Below are 17,805 nucleotides of genomic sequence, written 5' to 3' on the forward strand. Positions count from 1 at the left end.
GATCATGTCCCGGCGGTGGCTGTTCGCGGACCAGCCCGGTCGATCAACCAACTCGACCGGCTGACCGACGTCGCCGAGGTCAGGGCGCAGGAGAAGAAGCGCGGCGGCTCCCCGCCGTGACCGGTCCGATCACTCCCGACCGGTGCCCTCCCCGGTGGACGGCGCCGGCTCGCGCTTGGGTGCGTAGCGGGGGACGTACTCCTGGCCGGTCAGGCGCTGGATCTCGGCCATCACCTCGTCGGTGATCTGGCGCAGCGACGTCCGGTCGTTCGGCCGGTCGGTGAAGTCCATCGGCTTGCCGAACCGGATGATCGCGCCGCGCACGCCCAGCCTCGGCAGCCGGGACCCGATCGGCTGGATCTTCTCGGTGCCGACCACCCCGACCGGGATGATCGGCACGCCGGCGCCCAGCGCCAGCCGGGCCGCGCCGGTGCGCCCCCGGTAGAGCCGGCCGTCCGGCGAGCGGGTGCCCTCCGGGTAGACGGCCACCAGGTCGCCGGCCTTCAGCACCGGGATCGCGGCGTCGAACGCGGACAGCGCCGCCCGGCCGCCGGCCCGCTCCACCGGGATCGCGCCCAGCCCGGTGAGCACGAACTTGGAGACCCAACCCCGCGGCCCGGTGCCGTTGAAGTAGTCGGACTTGGCCCAGAAGGCCAGGTGCCGCGGTACGGCCGCGCCGAGGAACAACTCGTCCGCGACCGACAGGTGGTTGCTGGCGAAGATCGCGCCGCCGGTGGCCGGTATGTTCTCCAGCCCTTCGATCGTCGGGCGCCAGAGGAGCTTCATCCCGTTGCCGACGGTCAGTTTGCCGATGGTGTAGAGCAGCGGCACGGGTCCTCCGGCGGTAGCGCGGTCGTTCAGGCGGTGTCACGGTAACCGACCCGCGCCGCGTCGCCTTACTGATCTTCCCGTTGTCGTGCTCACTTTCACCCCCAGGCTCGGGCAAATGCGGCACCGTCCCGGCGGGTTCGGACGGAAAGTAGGTGTCGTCACACCACAGTCCGGCGGACCCGACCCGCCGGCGGCCGTCCCGCCGCCCGGCGGGTCCGCCCCTTCCCGGGTCGGACCCGCCGGAGACGGGACGGAGGGTCAGACCCGGGAGACGGCCACCGTGACCGACTCGCCCTCGCCGACCTCACCGGTGAAGCCCTCGGCCAGCTCGGTCAGCACGACCGAGTCGGCGAGCACCTCGCGGGCGACGAAGTCGCGGTGCGTCTCCACCGCGCCGGCCACCTCCGCCGGCGCCGCCAGCCGCACCTCGATCCGGTCGGACACGTCCAGGTCGGCCGCCCGGCGGGCCTGCTGCACCACCCGTACGACGTCCCGGGCCAGCCCTTCGGCCGCCAGTTCCGGGGTGACCGTGGTGTCCAGCACCACCACCCCCTCGCCGCCGGGCAGCGGGGCGGAGTGCTCGGCGTCGGCGGCGACCAGCTTCAGCTCGTACTCGCCCTCGGCCAGGGTGACGCCGGCGGCCACCGGCGCGCCGTCGACCAGTTCCCAGTCGCCGGCCTTGACCGCCTTGATCACCTGCTGCACCTGCTTGCCCACCCGGGGCCCGAGCGCCCGCGGCACCACCGTCAGCACCTGCTGGCAGTAGTCCGCCAGCTGGTCGGTGAACTCCACCCGCTTCACGTTGACCTCGTCGGCGACCAGGTCGGCGAACGGCCGGAGCTGCCCGGCCGCCGGCGAGGCGACCACCAGCCGGGCCAGCGGCAGCCGGACCCGCAGGCCCTTGGCCTTGCGCAGGGACAGCGCCACCGAGCAGACCTCCCTGGTCGCGTCCATCGCCGCGACGAGGTCGTGGTCGGCCGGGAACTCGGCCGCCTCCGGCCAGTCGGTCAGGTGCACCGACCGCTCACCGGTCAGGCCACGCCAGATCTCCTCGACGGTCAGCGGCGCCAGCGGCGCCACCACCCGGCACACCGTCTCCAGCACGGTGTAGAGGGTGTCGAAGGCGTCCCGGTCGCCCGACCAGAACCGGTCCCGGGACCGGCGGACGTACCAGTTGGTCAGCGCGTCCAGGTACGACCGCACGGTGCCGCACGCGCCGGAGATGTCGTACGCGTCGAGCTGCGCCTGCGTGGTGTCGACCAGTTCCCGGGTCTTGGCCAGCACGTACCGGTCCAACAGGGCCGGCGCGGCGGCTGCGCCGCCGCCGATCGACTCGGCGTCCGTCGTCCGTTTGGCTTTGTAGCCCTCGGCGTTGGCGTAGAGCGAGAAGAAGTACCAGACGTTCCACAGCGGCAGCAGCACCTGGCGCACCGAGTCACGGATCGCCGACTCGCTGACGACCACGTCCCCGCCGCGCAGCACCGGCGACGCCATCAACGTCCAGCGCATCGCGTCCGAGCCGTACCGGTCGAACATCTCGTAGACGTCCGGGTAGTTGCGCAGGCTCTTGGACATCTTCCGGCCGTCGTCGCCCAGCACGATGCCGTGCACCACGGCGGTGCGGAACGCCGGCCGGTCGAACAGCGCGGTGGCCAGCACGTGCATGGTGTAGAACCAGCCCCGCACCTGGGGCAGGTATTCCACGATGAAGTCGCCCGGGTAGTGGTCCTCGAACCAGGACGCGTTCTCGAACGGGTAGTGCACCTGGGCGAACGGCATCGAGCCGGACTCGAACCAGCAGTCCAGCACCTCCGGCACCCGGCGCATGGTGGAGCGCCCGGTCGGGTCGTCCGGGTTGGGCCGGGTCAGCTCGTCGATGCCGGGCCGGTGCAGGTCGGTGACCTTCACTCCGAAGTCCCGCTCCAACTCCTCGAACGAGCCGTACACGTCCACCCGGGGATGGTTCGGGTCGTCCGACTTCCACACCGGGATGGGCGAGCCCCAGAACCGGTTCCGGCTGATCGACCAGTCCCGGGCGCCGGCCAGCCACTTGCCGAACGAACCGTCCTTGACGTGCCCCGGTATCCAGGCGATCTGCTGGTTGAGTTCCACCATCCGGTCCCGGAACTTCGTCACCGCGACGAACCAGGAGGAGACCGCCTTGTAGACCAGCGGCGTGTCGCACCGCCAGCAGTGCGGGTACGAGTGCGTGTAGGTGTCCTGCCGCAGCACCACCCCCCGGTCCTTCAGCTCCCGGATCACCGGCTTGTTGACGTCGAACACCTGCTCGCCCTCGTACGGCGGGACCAGCGCGGTGAACCGGGTGTGGTCGTCGACGGTGACCACGGTCGGGATGCCGGCCGCGTTGCAGGTGTTCTGGTCGTCCTCACCGAACGCCGGGGCCAGGTGCACGATCCCGGTGCCGTCCTCGGTGGTCACGAACTCGGCGCCGAGCACCTGGTAGGCGTTGTCCCCGGCCCGGGAGACCAGGAAGTCGTACAGCGGGGTGTAGCGGCGGCCCACCAGGTCCCGGCCGGACACCGTGCCGACCCGCTCGAACCCGTCCAGTTCCTTCGCGTACGCCTCGACCCGGGCCGCGCCCACGACGTAGCGTTCCCCGGCGCGCTCCAGGACGGCGTACTCGATGTCCGGGCCGACGGCGAGCGCCAGGTTCGACGGAAGGGTCCACGGCGTGGTGGTCCAGACGCCGAGCCGGACCGGGCCGCGCAGCGGCTCCGGCGCCGAGGCGTCGGCGGTGAGCTGGAACCAGACGGTCAGCGTCGGGTCGTGCCGGTCCCGGTAGACGTCGTCCATCCGGGTCTCGGTGTTGGACAGCGGGGTCTCGCACCGCCAGCAGTACGCCAGCACCCGGAAGCCCTCGTAGACCAGGCCCTTGTCGTGCAGGGTCTTGAAGGCCCACATGACGCTTTCCATGTAGTCCGGGTCGAGCGTCTTGTAGGTGTTGCCGAAGTCGACCCAGCGGGCCTGCCGGTTGACGTACCGCTCCCAGTCCTGGGTGTAGGCCAGCACCGAGGTACGGCAGGCGTCGTTGAACCGCTGCACGCCGAGTTCGACGATCTCCGCCTTGCTGGTGATGCCGAGCTGCTTCTCGGCCTCCACCTCGGCCGGCAGCCCGTGACAGTCCCAGCCGAACCGGCGCTCGACCCGCCGGCCGCGCATCGTCTGGTAGCGCGGCACCACGTCCTTGGCGTACCCGGTCAGCAGGTGGCCGTAGTGCGGCAGGCCGTTGGCGAACGGCGGACCGTCGTAGAAGACGTACTCGTTCCCACCCCGGTCGCCGGCGGGCCTGTTCTCGACGCTGGCCTCGAAGGTCTTGTCGGCGGTCCAGTGCTCCAGCACCCGCCCCTCGACCGCGGGCAGGTCGGGACTCGCCGCCACGCCGGCGGCGTTGTGGTCGTGCAACGGATAGGCCATCGCGGGTCGCTCTCCTCGGCAGGTCACGCTTTCGTGGTCTGCGAGGACGAGCCTTCGGGTACGCCGTGCCGGCGCGCCCGCGGACCCGCGGTACCACCCCGCTTGGCGGTCCGAATGGTGCGACCGCCCGCTCGTTGGCCGGCTGTGACGGGCCGGACCCGTCCGGTTCTACTGAGCCGGTGCGACCCGGCCGTTCTTCCGGAGGCTCACCGGTGATGGCCGGATCGTCGCCTGTGCCGCCCAGGATACCCGCCCCGCCCGCACACCCGCCGCCGAGTTACCGGGGCCTCGAATCCGGCGTCTAGGCTGACGGCGTGATCCGGATCGAGCTGGACGAGCCGACGCTGAGCCGGACCCGGATCGCGACCAGCCCGCTCTGGGAGGTCGTGACCAGCCTCTACCTGCTGCACCGCAACCCCGGCGACACGGTCGGATGGCCGTACGACGGGTGGGCGCGGCACGCCCGGCAGGTGCTCGCCGAGGTGCCGGAGACCGCCCCGGTCCGGCTCTGGTTCGCGGCCGGTTCCCGGTCGCCGGACTTCCTCAGCCCGATCCCACCCGTCCCCACTCCGACGCTGGCCGAGGAACTGGCGGTGCTGCGGGCCACCTCCGCCGAGACCGTGGCGGAGTTCCTGCCCCGCTACTACCCGGACGGCCCGCCGGACTGGATCCGGCCGTTCCGGGACGACCCGGCGGATGCCTTCGGTCGGCTGGCCGACGGCGTCGAGGCGTACTGGGCGGCGGCGATCGCACCGTGGTGGCCGGCCATGCGGGCCGCGCTGGACGAGGAGGTGCTGCACCGGGCCCGCGCGCTGGCGGCGGACGGGCCGGACGCGCTGCTGGCCGACCTGCACGACCGGGTGCGCTGGGAGCGCCCGGTGCTCACCCTGGTCAAACCGCTGGAGCAGCGCTTCGCCGCGGTGAACCAGCGGCTGCTGCTGATCCCGCTGATCTTCTCCCGGGGCGCGCTGACCTGCTCCACCGACCATCCGGAGGTGGTCGCGGTCTCGTACCAGGCCCGCGGCGCGGCACTGCTGGCCGGTCAGCCGGCGTCCGGTGGGCACGGTCCGGAACCGGCGGCCCTCGGCCCCGACCCGTTGACGATCCTGGTCGGCCGGGGCCGGGCCACCGTGCTGCGGGCGCTGACCCGGCCGGCCACCACCGCCGGCCTCGCCGCCACCCTGGGCCTGGCCCCCAGCACGATCTCCGAACACCTCACCGCGCTGGTCGCCGCCGGGGTGGTCAACCGCCGCCGGGCCGGCCGGCGCGTGCTGTACGCCCTGGAGCCCGCCGGCGTCGCCCTGGTCAGCCTGATCGGCCCGGCCACCGGCGACCGGCAGGCGTCCGCCTGACACCGACCGCGGCGGTGCCCGTCGAGCATTCGGTCGGTACCGAATTCGTTTTCCCGGCGGGCCGGGTCGACCTAGCCTCCGACCCATGGGTGAGGACGCGATCGAGGCGATCGGGTTGCGGCGGACGTACCGCAGCCGAACGGGATGGCTACGACCACAGCGCCGGGAGGTGGCGGCGGTGCGCGGGGTCGACTTCACCGTCGGCCGCGGTGAGCTGTTCGGCCTGCTCGGACCGAACGGCGCCGGCAAGACCACCACCATCAAGATGCTCAACACGCTGCTGATCCCGACCGCCGGTACGGCCCGGGTGTGCGGCTTCGACGTGGTCGGGCAGACCCGGGAGGTACGGCGCCGGATCGGTTACGTCTTCGGCGGCGACCGGGGCCTGTACGACCGCCTGTCGGCAAGGGACAACCTGCGCTACTTCGCCGAACTGTACGGCGTACCGGCGCGGAACCAGAAGCGGCGGATCGCCGAACTGCTGGACCTGGTGTCGCTGACCGGTCGGGAGAACGAGCGGGTGGAGGGCTACTCCCGGGGCATGCGGCAACGGCTGCACATCGCCCGTGGCCTGTTGCACTCCCCCGAGGTGCTGTTCCTCGACGAGCCGTCCATCGGGGTGGACCCGGTGGCCGCCCGCGAGCTGCGGCAGACCGTGTCGAACCTGGCCGCCGCCGGCACCACCGTGCTGCTCACCACGCACTACATGGCCGAGGCCGACGAGTTGTGCGACCGGATCGCGGTGATCGCCGCCGGCCGGATCCAGGCCCTCGGTACGCCCGCCGAACTCCGGCACCACGCCGACGGCCGGCAGGTGCTGGAGGTGGAGGCGTACGGCGTCACCGACGACCAGCTCGCCGCCGTGCACCGGCTGCCCGGCATCCGGGAGACCAGCCTGGTGGTACGGGACGCCGCGCAGTTAATCACCGTGCAGTCCGACGTCGGGGTCGACGTGCAGGCCGGGGTGCTGGCCGCCCTGTCCGGGGTGCGGCTGGGCCGGGTCACCGCCCGGCAGCCCACCCTGGAGGACGCCTACGTGGCCATCGTCAACCGCGCGTCGGCCCGGCCGGTCGGGCACGGGGCCGACCGGGCGGCCGACGCGGCGGTGCCGGCGTGAGGACACTGCGACTGATCACGCTGGGTTCGCTGCTGCACGCCAAGCACCTGAGCCGCTCCTCGCTGGAGATCACCATCGCGCTGCTGGTGCCGGTCGTGCAGGCGACGCTGGCGATCTACCTGTTCCGGGCCGGCAACCAGCCGCACGCGCTGCTGCAGGCGGCCGTCGGCGCCGGTCTGATGGGGGTCTGGTCGTCGGTGCTGTTCGGCTCCGGCGGCGCGATCCAGAACCAACGCTGGCAGGGCACCCTTGAGATGATCATGTTGGCGCCCCGGCCACCGGCGCTGGTGATCCTGCCCATCACCCTGGCCAACGCGCTCACCGGCACGTACGCCATGATCGCCACGCTGGCCTGGGGCCGGCTGCTGTACGGCATCCCGCTGGACTTCGCCGACCCGCTGGCGTTCGCGGTCGCCGCGCCGGCCTGCGTGCTGGCGTTGGGCATGTTCGGCCTGCTGCTGGCCTCGACGTTCGTGCTGCTGCGCAACGCCAACGCGTTGACCAACACGCTGGAATACCCGATCTGGCTGGTCTCCGGCATGTTGGTGCCGATCACCGCGCTGCCGCCGTGGACCGGTCCGCTGGCCGCGGTCCTGCCCACCACCTGGGGCGCCCGGGCGGTCCGGGAGGCGGCCACCGGCGGCCCGGTCTGGCCGTCCCTCGGCATCTGCCTGGCGATCAGCCTCGGCTACCTGGCCCTCGGCGCGCTGATGATGACCCACGTCGAACGGCGGGCCCGGACCGCCGCCACCCTCGCCCTGGCCTGAGGAGCCGAGATGACCGCACTGTTCCGGCTCGTCGGCGTCGGTGGCGTGATCGCCTACCGGGCCCTGTTCAACTGGACCACCCCGGCGATGTTCGTCGGCACCCTGCTGGTGGGTCCGATCTTCCAACTGCTCTTCTTCGCCTACCTCGGCCGGCAGCTCGCCGTCGCCGACGACCGGTTCTACGTCGTCGGCAACGCCGTCCTGGCCGCCTCGCTGGCCTGCGTCTTCGGCGGCACGATGGCGGTCGCCAACGAACGCCGGTTCGGCACCCTGGGACACGTGCTGCTGTCCCCGCGCAGCCGCACCGCGGTGTTCCTCGGCCGCGCCCTGCCGTACGCCGGGAACGGCCTGCTGATCGCCGCCACCACGCTGGCCGGCGGCTCGCTGCTGCTCGGCCTGCGGATCCCGGTGGCGGCCCTGCCGGGGCTCACCCTGGCCCTGGTTGCCGGCTCGCTGGCCTGCGCCTTCTTCGGGCTGACCCTGGGCGCGCTGGGCCTGCGGTTCCGCGACGTGTGGCTGGTCTCGAACGTCTCGGTCGCCCTGCTGCTCCTGCTCACCGGGGTGAACGTGCCCGCCGACCGGCTGCCGGTCGGACTGCGTACCGTCGGGGAGTTCCTGCCGATCACCCACGCGGCCCGGGCCGCCCGCCGGCTGGTGGCCGGCGACGCCCTGTCCGCCGCCGCCCCGGCCCTCGCCGCCGAGGCCGCGATCGCCCTCGCCTACGCGGTGCTGGCCGCCGTGCTGCTCAAGCTCTTCGAGTCGGAAAGCCGCCGCCACGCCTCCCTAGACGCCCTCTGACCCCCCGCCCCCGCCCCGCCCGCCCAAGCCTCGTCGATCATGAAGTTGTTGTCGGCCGGGCCGGCGTGTCGTGACAACAACTTCATGATCGACAGGGGTGGGGGCGGGATGACCGTGGTCACACCGGGGAGTTGTCACATTGGGTTTGGGTGTGTGCGTCGTAGGGGTGTCGAGGGGGATAGGGAGGTAACGGGATGGAACAACGGATGGATGCGGCGGCGGTGGCTCCGGAGGGGTATCGGGCGGTGTTCGGGCTGGAGACGTACGCCCGGGGCAACGTCGATTCGACGCTGTACCACCTGATCAAGCTCCGGGCCTCGGTGCTGAACGGCTGCGCGTACTGCGTCGACATGCACACCCGGGACGCGGTGGCCGAGGGCGAGTCCAGCCGGCGGCTGTTCGCCGTCTCGGCCTGGCGGGAGGCGCCGTTCTTCACCGAACCGGAGCGGGCGGCACTGGCGCTCACCGACGAGGTCACCAGGCTCGGCGAGCACGGCGTCTCCGACGAGGTGTGGGACACCGCCGCCAAGCACTACACCGAGCGGGAGCTGGCCGACCTACTGATCGCCATTGCCACAATCAACGTGTGGAACCGGATCGCCGTAGCCACCCGGAAGCAGCCACCGGCGCAGGTGTGAGCGGCACCTCGACCACCGGTTCGGCCGGTGCGCTGCAGGCGCACCGGCCGATGCTGCTCGGCCTGGCCTACCGGATGGTCGGCAGCCTGCCGGACGCCGAGGACATCCTCCAGGACGCCTACCTGCGCTGGCTGACCGTCGACCGGGAGTCCGTGGCCGAGCCGCGCCGCTACCTGTCCCGGGTGGTCAGCCGGCTGGCCATCGACAAGCTGCGGGCCCGGCGGGCCAGCCGGGAGGCGTACGTCGGGCCGTGGCTGCCCGAACCGGTCCCGACCGGCGGGGAACCGTTCGGCCCGCTGGACCGGGTCGAGCAACGCGAGACGCTGAGCGTCGCGATGCTGCACGTGCTGGAACGGTTGAACCCCATCGAACGGGCCGTCTACCTGCTGCGGACCGCCTTCGACCTGCCGTACACCGAGATCGCCGGGATCCTCGACCGGTCACCGGCCGACTGCCGGCAGCTGCACCACCGCGCGGTCGCCCACGTCGGCCAGGACCGGACCCGGTTCACCGCGGACCCGGCCGAGCAGGAGCGGCTGCTGACCGCGTTCCTGGCCGCCGCCCGCGACGGCGACCTGGCCGGGCTGACCGCGCTGGTCGCGACGAACGCCACGGCCTGGAGCGACGGCGGCGGCAGGGTCCGCGCCGCGCTCAACCCGGTGTACGGCGCAGACAAGATCGCCCGGTTCGCCGCCGGTGTGCTCGGACCGCACCGGACCGGACTGCGGTTCGACCGCACCGAGGTCAACGGCCAACCCGCCGTCGTCACCCGGCAACCGGGCCGCGCCCCGTACCTGTTCACGGTCGGCGCGGCCGGTGGCCGGATCACTGGCCTCTACCTGGTCGGCAACCCGGAGAAACTGGCCTGGCTGACCTGACCCGGCCGACCTGACCCGGCCGACCTGACCCGGCCGACCTGACCCGGCCGACCTGACCCGGCCGACCTGACCCGGCCGACCTGAGCCGGCCGACCTGAGCCGGCTGGTCCGCCGGACGGCGCCGGGCCGGCCCGCGGTACGCGACCGGCCCGTCCGCGCCCGGTGCTCCCGGTCAGCCCAGCTCGGGGAACCAGAGTCCGATCTCGCGCTTCGCGCTGTCCGGCGAGTCCGAGGCGTGCACCAGGTTCTCCCGGTTGGACAGGGACAGGTCACCGCGGATCGTGCCGGCTGCCGCCTTCCGCCCGTCGGTGGCGCCGACCAGGCCACGGACGACCTCGATCACCTGATCGCCGGAGAGCACCAGGGCGACCAGCGGACCGCCGGTCATGAACTCCTTCAACGGCGGGTAGAACGCCTTGTCGACGTGTTCGGCGTAGTGCGCGTCGGCCAGCTCCGCGTCCATCGACCGCAGCACCATCGCGTCGACGGTGAGACCCTTGCGCTCGAACCGGCCGATGATCTCGCCGACCAGCCCCCGGCGGACGGCGTCGGGCTTGATCAGTACGAGCGAGCGCTCGTCCGAGCTGCTGGTGGACACGCTGGTTCCTCCTGGTCGGTACGGTCTGCGGTCGGGCACGGCCAGCGTAGCGAGCGCGCCCGGACACCCGTACGGCGGCCACGGCACCGGTACCGCCGGCCCGCGCCGCGACCGGGCCGGCCGCGACGCCGCGGATCCACGACCGGCCCGGCCGACTCGCCCCGCGGCACGCGGCGCGCGGTCTTCCCATTCCTGGCGCGACCGGCCTAGCCTTGGCGGTAACCATGGAGGTGTCCATTTTGGCGAACGGACGCGAAATCGCACCGGTGCGCAAGCTGATCGCCGCGGTGGTGGGCACCGTGGCGACCTTCGTGATCCTGTTCGGCGCCGGCATGACCAGCTGGACCATCGTCGCGCTCGGGGCCGCGCTGCTGGCCCTGGCGATCGCCCTGGTGGCGGTGAACGCGGTACGCACCGGCGCCCGGGCCTGGGTCACCGGCCAGGCGCACGTGCACCTGGTCTCCGAGCCCCCCGCCGCGTACGCCTTCGGCCGCTGCGAGCTGCAGATCGTGCTGGACGCGCCGGGACTGCCGCCGCGCTCGGTGAAGGTGATCGACCCGCGGGTGCCGGTGGCCAAGTGGCCGGACCCGGGTCAGGAGCTGCCGATCAAGGTCGCCATTGACGACCCGCGGCACGTGCGCATCCTCTGGGACGAGGTGCCCACGCACGCCGAGCGCGCGGCAATGGCCGACCTGCCGCCCGAGTTCGACGACTACGACGCGCTCGGCGACGACTTTTTGATCGAGCAGGAGGCGCCGCCGTGGGCGCGCCGCCAGGACCCCGACTACCCGCCGCCGGCGCCCGCCGACCCGACCACCGCCGACCTCAGTGAGGACCTGGGCCGGCTGCGGGACGACCCGGTGGTGATGCACCACGGTCCGGGCGGCACCATCGTGCTCGAGGGCACCGTGGTCGAGCCGTCCGCCGCGCCGCTGCCCCGCCGGCCGAGCCCGCGCCCGTACCCGCGACGGGACCGGACCGCGGCGGCCGCCGCGCCGGTGGCGGCAGACCAACCGGTACGGGCGGCCGAGCCGGTCGAGGAACACCTGCCGCCCCGGCCGACGGCCGACCCCACCGGTGATTTCGATGACCCTACCTACCCGGCCGAGGATGACCGGCCGGTCGATCCCGATCGGGGAGCCGGCTTCGACGAGCTGACCGATCTCGACGGGGGCACCAGCGGCGGAACGGCGGCTCACGGCCGGGCCGCGACCCGGCCGGAGGATGCCGCCGACCCGCTCGGAGCCACCGCCTCGGCGGGCGTCGACGAGCCGACCGGCCCCCGGTCGGCGGGCATCGACGACCTGGCCGACGGGAGCCCGGTGCGGCCCGCACCGGCGGCGGGCGTCGACGACCTGGCCGACGCCGGCCCGGTGCGGCCCGCACCGGCGGCACGCGCCACCGTGCCGAAGCCGAGCCCGCCGCTGGACGACATCGACATCGACCTGGACTTCGAGGAGCCCGGCTCGGTCCGGCCCGCACCGACCTCCGCCGGGGCCACGCCCGCCGGCACCGCCACCTCGGCCGGGGCCGCCGCGACCGCCGGAGCCGGTGACCCGGCCGCCGGTGCCGGGCCGATCAGCGGGGTGGGGATCACCCTGCTGGTCACCAACCTGGACACGTCGATCGCCTTCTACCGGGACATGCTCGGCTTCCGGGAACTCGACGCCGGCGAGGGCAACGCCGTCCTCGCGTCGGGCGCCACCCGGCTGGTGCTGCGGGCCGTTCCGGAGGTGGCGCCGATCAACCGCCGGCTGGTGCACCTGAACCTGGAGGTGGCCGACGTGCAGGCCGCCCACGCCGAGCTGCGGGACAAGGGCGTCCGGTTCACCTACGCGCCCCGGGTGGTCAACCGCGGTGAGCGGCTGGAACTGTGGGCGGCGGCGTTCCGGGACCCGGACGGGCACGGCATCGCGCTCACCCAGTGGCGGGAGCGGACCACCACCTGACGGGTGTCAGCGGAGGATCACCCGGCGGACGTGCAGAACGTAGAGCCAGACCAGGCCGAAGATCACCCCGAGCGCGCCCAGCGACCAGTGCAGGAACCCGGCGGCGACCAGGAGCACCTGCAGACCGGTCCCGACGTACCAGGCCCACGGCCGGCGCATCAGCCCGGCCAGCAGCCCCGCCAGTACGGCCAGCGCCACGATCGCGCCGATGCTGACCCCGGTCAGCCGGCCGCCGAGCACCCGGATCGGCTGGATCGCCAGCAGCAGCACCAGCGCCTCCAGGGCGAGCGTGCCGGCGCCCAGGCCGCGTGCCGCCCGTACCGGATCGCGCAGCCCGGACCGGCGTTCCGGGCCGGGCTCGCGGTCCGGACCCGGCTGCCGCCCCGGTCCCGGGTCCGGCCGGGCGGCCGAACCCGGCGCCACCGGCGGTCCGGCGGACTCCGGCGGTGGTCCCTGCCCTTCCGGGGTCATCGCTTGAGCAGTTTCCGCGCGTCGGCGACGGTCACCATCGAACCGGTGATCAGCACGCCGACCCCGGCCAGCTCGCCCTGGACGTCGGTCTCGGCCAGCCGGACCGCGGCCTCGATCGCGTCGGGCAGTTCGGCCGCGACCTCGACCCGGTCCGGACCGAATATCTCCTCGGCGATCCCGGCCAGTTCCTCCGCCGGCATCGCCCGGGGTGAGCTGTTCCGGCTCACCACGATCATGTCGACGACCGGTTCCAGCAGCTCCAGCAGGCTGGCCGCGTCCTTGTCGAGCAGGACGCCGAGCACCGCGACCAGCCGGCTGAAGGCGAACTCCTCCTGCAGCGCGGCGACCGTGGCGGTCATCCCGTGCGGGTTGTGCGCGCCGTCGAGCAGGATCGTCGGCGCCGACCGGACCCGTTCCAGCCGGCCCGGCGAACTCGCCGCGGCGAACCCCTCCCGGACCGCCTCGACGTCGAGCTGCCGGCGGGCGCCCGCGCCGAGGAACGCCTCGACCGCGGCCAGCGCGACCGCGGCGTTCTGCGCCTGGTGCGCGCCGTGCAACGGGATGAAGACCTCGTCGTACACGCCGCCCAGCCCTTGCAGGCTGAGCACCTGGCCGCCGACGGCGACCGCCCGGCGCAGCACCCCGAACTCGCTGCCCTCGCGGGCGATGGTGGCACCGACCTCGGCACAGCGTTCCAGGATGGGCCGGGCGGCCTCCTCGTCCTGCGCCGCCGAGACGACCGTGGTGCCCTTGTGGATGATGCCCGACTTGGCCAGCGCGATGTCCTCGATCCGGTCGCCCAGCCACTCGGTGTGGTCCAGCCCGATCGGTGTGATCACCGAGACGCCGGCGGACAGCACGTTGGTGGCGTCGTCGACGCCGCCGAGGCCGACCTCGACCACCGCGACGTCGACCGGCGCGTCGGCGAACGCGGCGAACGCCAGCGCGGTGGTCATGTCGAAGTAGGTCAACGGCTCGGCCGCCCGCTGGTCGACCAGCTCGGCCAGCGGGGCGATCTCCTGGTACGTCGCGACGAACCGCTCCTCGCTGACCGGCTCGCCGTCCAGGCTGATCCGTTCCCGCACCGTCTCCAGGTGCGGGCTGGTGTACCGGCCGGTGTGCAGCCCGAACGCCCGCAGCAGCGAGTCGATCATGCGGGCGGTGGAGGTCTTGCCGTTGGTGCCGGTCAGGTGGATCGCCGGGTAGGCCCGCTGCGGGCTGCCCAGCAGGTCCAACAGCTCCTCGATGCGGGTCAGGTCGAACACCATCCGGGTGAAGCCCCGGGCGGCGAGGGCCGCGTCGACCTCGGCGAACGGGCTGGGACTGGTCACGGGCGAAGCGCCTCCAACGCGGTACCGATCCGGGTCAGGTCCGCCTCGGCCGCCGCCAACCGGTCCTTGATCTTCCGGACGACCGGCTCCGGCGCCTTCTCGACGAAGGCCGGGTTGCCGAGCTTGGCCCGGGCCTGGGCGGCCTCCTTCTCGGCGGCGGCCCGGTCCTTCTCCAGCCGGGCCCGCTCGGCCGCGACGTCGATCGAGCCGCGGGTGTCCAGCCCGACGGTGACCTCGCCGGTGACGGCGAGGGTGGCGCTGGCCTGGAAGTCCGGACCCGCCTCGTCGAGCCGGACCAGCGACCGGATCAGCGGCTCGTGCGCCGCGATCCCGGCCCCGGCCAGCCCGTCCAGCCGGGCCGCGACCCGCTGGGTGGGCCGCAGCCCCTGGTCCGAGCGGAACCGCCGGATCTCGGTGACCACCCGCTGCAGGGCCGCCACCTCCGCCTCGGCCGGGTCGTCCACCAGTTCCGGCCGCGCCGCCGGCCAGGCCGCGACCATGACGCTCTGCCCGCCGGTCAGGGCCGTCCAGAGCTCGTCGGTCACGAACGGCACGACCGGGTGCAGCAACCGCAACAACTGATCCAGTACGTGGCCGAGCACCCGCCGGGTCGTCTCGGCCCGCTCACCGCCCGCCGCCAGTACGGGCTTGGACAGCTCCACGTACCAGTCGAAGACGTCGTCCCAGGCGAAGTGGTACAGCAGGTCGCAGACCTTGGCGAACTCGTACCGGTCGAACTGCTCGTTGACCTCGGCGGTCACGTGCTGCAGCCGGGACAGCACCCAACGGTCGATGGTGGAGAACCGCTCGGGCGCCGGCAGGCCGTCCACCCGCGCGCCGTTGAGCAGCGCGAACCGGGTGGCGTTCCACAGCTTGTTGCAGAAGTTGCGGGAGCCCTGACACCAGTCGTCGCTGACCGGGACGTCCTGGCCGGGGTTGGCGCCGCGGGCCAGGGTGAACCGGGTCGCGTCGGCGCCGAACCGGTCGATCCAGTCCAGCGGGTCGACCACGTTGCCGAACGACTTGGACATCTTCTTGCCGTGCTCGTCGCGGACCATGCCGTGCAGGGCGACCACGTCGAACGGCTGCCGCCCGTCCATCGCGTACAGGCCGAACATCATCATCCGGGCGACCCAGAAGAACAGGATGTCGTAGCCGGTGACCAGCACGCTGGTCGGGTAGAACTTGGCCAGGTCCGGCGTCTGCTCCGGCCAGCCCAGCGTGGAGAACGGCCACAGACCGCTGGAGAACCAGGTGTCCAGCACGTCCTCGTCCTGCCGCCAACCCTCGCCGGTCGGCGGCTGCTCGTCCGGTCCGACGCAGACGATCTCGCCGTTCGGGCCGTACCAGACCGGGATGCGGTGGCCCCACCAGAGCTGCCGGGAGATGCACCAGTCGTGCATGTTGTCGACCCAGGCGAAGTAGCGCTTGGCCAGCTCGGCCGGCTCGATCCGTACCCGGCCGTCGCGGACCGCGTCGCCGGCCGCCCGGGCCAGCGGGCCGGTGTTGACGAACCACTGCAACGACAACCGCGGCTCGACCGTGGTCTTGCAACGCGAGCAGTGCCCCACCGAGTGCAGGTACGGCCGCTTCTCGGCGACGATCCGGCCCTGCTCGCGCAGGGCGTCGACGATCGCCGGCCGGGCCTCGTACCGGTCCAGGCCGAGGAACGGGCCGTGCGCGGTGATGATGCCCCGCTCGTCCATGATCGCCAGCGACGGCAGGCCGTGCCGCTGGCCGATCTCGAAGTCGTTCGGGTCGTGCGCGGGGGTGACCTTCACCATGCCGGTGCCGAAGGCCGGGTCGACGTGCTCGTCCCCGACGATCGGGATCCGCCGGCCGGTCAACGGCAGCTCGACCTCGGTGCCGATCAGGTGCCGGTAGCGCTCGTCGTCCGGGTGCACGGCGACCGCCGTGTCACCGAGCATGGTCTCGGCCCGGGTGGTGGCCACCACGACGTCGTCGCTGTACCGGATCGAGATCAGCTCACCCTCGTCCTCGGTGTGCTCGACCTCGATGTCGGACAGCGCGGTGAGGCAGCGCGGACACCAGTTGATGATGCGCTCGGCCCGGTAGATCAGCCCGTCCTCGAACAACCGCTTGAAGATCGTCTGGACGGCCCGGGTCAGCCCCTCGTCCATGGTGAACCGCTCGCGGTCCCAGTCGACGGAGTCACCGAGCCGGCGCATCTGGCCCAGGATCGCGCCGCCGGACTCGGCCTTCCACCGCCACACCCGCTCGACGAACTCCTCCCGGCCGAGGTCGTGCCGGGACAGTCCCTCGGCGGCCAACTGCCGTTCGACCAGGTTCTGCGTAGCGATGCCGGCGTGGTCCATGCCGGGCAGCCAGAGCGCCTCGTAGCCCTGCATCCGCTTGCGACGGGTGAGGGCGTCCATCAGGGTGTGCTCGAAGGCGTGGCCCATGTGCAGCGAGCCGGTCACGTTGGGCGGCGGGATGACGATCGTGAAGGGGGGCTTGTCGCTGTCCGCGCGGGCCCGGAAGTGACCGGCGGATACCCACTGCTCATACCGCCGTTGCTCTACCTCGCCCGGCTGGTACTGGGCGGACAGGGTCGGTCGGGTGGCGTCGGGGGTGTCCGGTGTCTGGGTCACCCGTGAAGTCTACGGAGCGGGTCGGCGGAGCCGACGTGCGCCACCGCCGTTTGCCGTACGGTGACGGCTATGTCCGAGGCGCACATCTCCCGCTCGGCCGCCGGTCTGCCGCCGGCCGGCCCGGGCCCGGCCGGGGAGGCCGCGACCTCCGCACCCGACCGGCCGCACGGCGACCAGGAGCGACCGCCGGTGGACATCACCCCCGGCCGGTTCGACGCCCCGTCGACCGACCGGCCCGCGGCCGGGCCGTCCCGTCGCCGGCTGATCGTGTTGGGTTCGCTGCTCGTGGTGGGCCTCGCCGGCGCGGCCGGACTCGGCTCGGCCGGTTGGCGGATCGCCCAGCAGAAGGACGCCGTGCTGGAGACCCCCAGCCAGGTCGCCGGGCTCACCCGGGACGACAGCGAGAACGCCCGCGGCACGGCCGAGTATCTGCGGGACGGGCTCGGCGCCAACGTCCAGCTGGACCGCAGCGTCGGCGCGGTGTACGGCGACCCGACGGACCCGCGACGCAGCGTGCTGCTGGCCGGTGGGACGACACTGCTCTGGCGGCCGGACCGCGGGCTGGACGCCGCCCTGGACCTGGTCTCGGACAACGAGGGTCCGATCGCCGGCCTGCGTGGGGTGGACGCCGGTGAGCTCGACGGGGTGATGAAGTGCGGCACCTCCACCAGCGCCGATGGTGACATCACGGTGTGCGGGTGGGCGGACCACGGCAGCGTGGCGCTGGCGATGTTCCCCGGCCGTACGGTGGACGACTCGGCGGCCCTGCTGCGGCGGATCCGGGCCGCGGTGCAACACCGGCAGTGAGCCGGCGCGAGGCCGGTCATCACGTTTTCAAAGCCGGTCATCACGTTTTCGAGGCAGAAACACGTGTAGGCCGCCCTGAGGGCGGCCTACACGTGAATGGTTGTCCGGCGGTGTCCTACTCTCCCACACCCTCCCGGGTGCAGTACCATCGGCGCTGGAGGGCTTAGCTTCCGGGTTCGGAATGTTGCCGGGCGTTTCCCCTCCGCTATGACCGCCGTAAC

The 17,805-nt window shown here is 72.7% G+C and carries 14 protein-coding genes and 1 rRNA gene; 8 read left to right on the plus strand and 7 right to left on the minus strand.

Annotated elements, in window-relative coordinates:
- Nucleotides 1-129 precede the first annotated feature (129 nt).
- Together ACFOX0_RS29155 and ileS are read right to left on the minus strand one after the other, a co-directional pair.
- The gene (locus ACFOX0_RS29155; protein ID WP_377552073.1) at nt 130-831 is read right to left on the minus strand and encodes a lysophospholipid acyltransferase family protein; all 702 of its coding nucleotides are present in this window, start codon (nt 829-831) and stop codon (nt 130-132) included.
- A gap of 258 nt (nt 832-1,089) precedes the next feature.
- Entirely contained in the window at nt 1,090-4,266 is a 3,177-nt protein-coding gene (gene ileS / locus ACFOX0_RS29160) for an isoleucine--tRNA ligase (protein WP_377552075.1), read from the minus strand.
- Nucleotides 4,267-4,580: 314 nt separating this feature from the next.
- On the opposite strand from ileS, the gene ACFOX0_RS29165 reads away from it, so the two are divergent.
- From ACFOX0_RS29165 to sigJ, 6 genes are all read left to right on the plus strand, one after another.
- Nucleotides 4,581-5,618, plus strand: coding sequence for an ArsR/SmtB family transcription factor (locus ACFOX0_RS29165; protein ID WP_377552077.1), 1,038 nt, complete (start codon nt 4,581-4,583; stop codon nt 5,616-5,618).
- An 85-nt stretch (nt 5,619-5,703) separates the two neighbouring features.
- On the plus strand, nt 5,704-6,735 hold the full coding sequence (locus tag ACFOX0_RS29170; protein WP_377552079.1) for an ABC transporter ATP-binding protein: 1,032 nt from the start codon (nt 5,704-5,706) through the stop codon (nt 6,733-6,735).
- Nucleotides 6,732-7,502: an ABC transporter permease gene (locus tag ACFOX0_RS29175; protein ID WP_377552080.1), complete on the plus strand. Its 771-nt coding sequence runs from the start codon at nt 6,732-6,734 to the stop codon at nt 7,500-7,502. Before ACFOX0_RS29170 ends, ACFOX0_RS29175 begins: the two co-directional genes overlap by 4 nt.
- Nucleotides 7,503-7,511: 9 nt before the next feature.
- Nucleotides 7,512-8,300 (plus strand): ABC transporter permease, encoded by a 789-nt coding sequence (locus ACFOX0_RS29180; protein ID WP_377552081.1) that lies wholly within the window; start codon nt 7,512-7,514, stop codon nt 8,298-8,300.
- Nucleotides 8,301-8,494: 194 nt separating this feature from the next.
- The gene (locus tag ACFOX0_RS29185; protein WP_377552083.1) at nt 8,495-8,938 is read left to right on the plus strand and encodes a carboxymuconolactone decarboxylase family protein; all 444 of its coding nucleotides are present in this window, start codon (nt 8,495-8,497) and stop codon (nt 8,936-8,938) included.
- Entirely contained in the window at nt 8,935-9,816 is an 882-nt protein-coding gene (gene sigJ, locus ACFOX0_RS29190) for an RNA polymerase sigma factor SigJ (protein ID WP_377552085.1), read from the plus strand. The genes ACFOX0_RS29185 and sigJ overlap by 4 nt, the downstream gene beginning before the upstream one ends.
- 172 nt (nt 9,817-9,988) lie before the next feature.
- On the opposite strand, the gene ndk is transcribed toward sigJ, so the two are convergent.
- Complete coding sequence (ndk, locus tag ACFOX0_RS29195) at nt 9,989-10,414, minus strand: nucleoside-diphosphate kinase (RefSeq protein WP_377552086.1); 426 nt, start codon at nt 10,412-10,414, stop codon at nt 9,989-9,991.
- 239 nt (nt 10,415-10,653) lie between these two features.
- Here ndk and ACFOX0_RS34385 point away from each other — a divergent pair, with 239 nt between their 5' ends.
- Complete coding sequence (locus ACFOX0_RS34385) at nt 10,654-12,363, plus strand: VOC family protein (RefSeq protein ID WP_449288874.1); 1,710 nt, start codon at nt 10,654-10,656, stop codon at nt 12,361-12,363.
- A 6-nt stretch (nt 12,364-12,369) separates the two neighbouring features.
- Here ACFOX0_RS34385 and ACFOX0_RS29210 read toward each other — a convergent pair whose 3' ends face one another.
- The 3 genes from ACFOX0_RS29210 to ACFOX0_RS29220 are packed head-to-tail and all read right to left on the minus strand — an operon-like array spanning nt 12,370 to nt 16,777.
- Entirely contained in the window at nt 12,370-12,834 is a 465-nt protein-coding gene (locus ACFOX0_RS29210; protein ID WP_377552087.1) for a DUF4233 domain-containing protein, read from the minus strand.
- Nucleotides 12,831-14,102, minus strand: a complete 1,272-nt coding sequence (locus tag ACFOX0_RS29215) for a bifunctional folylpolyglutamate synthase/dihydrofolate synthase (protein WP_377552100.1) — start codon at nt 14,100-14,102, stop codon at nt 12,831-12,833. Before ACFOX0_RS29215 ends, ACFOX0_RS29210 begins: the two co-directional genes overlap by 4 nt.
- 59 nt (nt 14,103-14,161) lie before the next feature.
- Nucleotides 14,162-16,777: a valine--tRNA ligase gene (locus tag ACFOX0_RS29220; protein ID WP_377552088.1), complete on the minus strand. Its 2,616-nt coding sequence runs from the start codon at nt 16,775-16,777 to the stop codon at nt 14,162-14,164.
- Nucleotides 16,778-16,846: 69 nt separating this feature from the next.
- Here ACFOX0_RS29220 and ACFOX0_RS29225 point away from each other — a divergent pair, with 69 nt between their 5' ends.
- Nucleotides 16,847-17,584 carry a hypothetical protein gene (locus ACFOX0_RS29225; RefSeq protein WP_377552089.1) on the plus strand — a complete coding sequence of 246 codons (738 nt, stop codon included), beginning with the start codon at nt 16,847-16,849 and terminating at the stop codon, nt 17,582-17,584.
- Nucleotides 17,585-17,686: 102 nt separating this feature from the next.
- Here ACFOX0_RS29225 and rrf read toward each other — a convergent pair.
- A 5S ribosomal RNA gene (gene rrf / locus ACFOX0_RS29230) occupies nt 17,687-17,803 on the minus strand.
- Nucleotides 17,804-17,805 lie beyond the last annotated feature (2 nt).

Origin of the sequence: Micromonospora zhanjiangensis (assembly GCF_042650605.1) — a bacterium.
GTDB classification, from domain to species: Bacteria; Actinomycetota; Actinomycetes; order Mycobacteriales; family Micromonosporaceae; genus Micromonospora_J; species Micromonospora_J zhanjiangensis.

Excerpts from the sequence above, each read along its gene's own strand:
- ileS (WP_377552075.1), bottom strand. The coding sequence starts at position 4,266 with ATGGCCTATCCGTTGCACGACCACAACGCCGCCGGCGTGGCGGCGAGT.
- ACFOX0_RS29170 (WP_377552079.1), top strand. The coding sequence starts at position 5,704 with ATGGGTGAGGACGCGATCGAGGCGATCGGGTTGCGGCGGACGTACCGC.
- ACFOX0_RS29180 (WP_377552081.1), top strand. The coding sequence starts at position 7,512 with ATGACCGCACTGTTCCGGCTCGTCGGCGTCGGTGGCGTGATCGCCTAC.
- ACFOX0_RS29185 (WP_377552083.1), top strand. The coding sequence starts at position 8,495 with ATGGAACAACGGATGGATGCGGCGGCGGTGGCTCCGGAGGGGTATCGG.
- ACFOX0_RS29210 (WP_377552087.1), bottom strand. The coding sequence starts at position 12,834 with ATGACCCCGGAAGGGCAGGGACCACCGCCGGAGTCCGCCGGACCGCCG.
- ACFOX0_RS29215 (WP_377552100.1), bottom strand. The coding sequence starts at position 14,102 with ATGGTGTTCGACCTGACCCGCATCGAGGAGCTGTTGGACCTGCTGGGC.
- ACFOX0_RS29225 (WP_377552089.1), top strand. The coding sequence starts at position 16,847 with ATGTCCGAGGCGCACATCTCCCGCTCGGCCGCCGGTCTGCCGCCGGCC.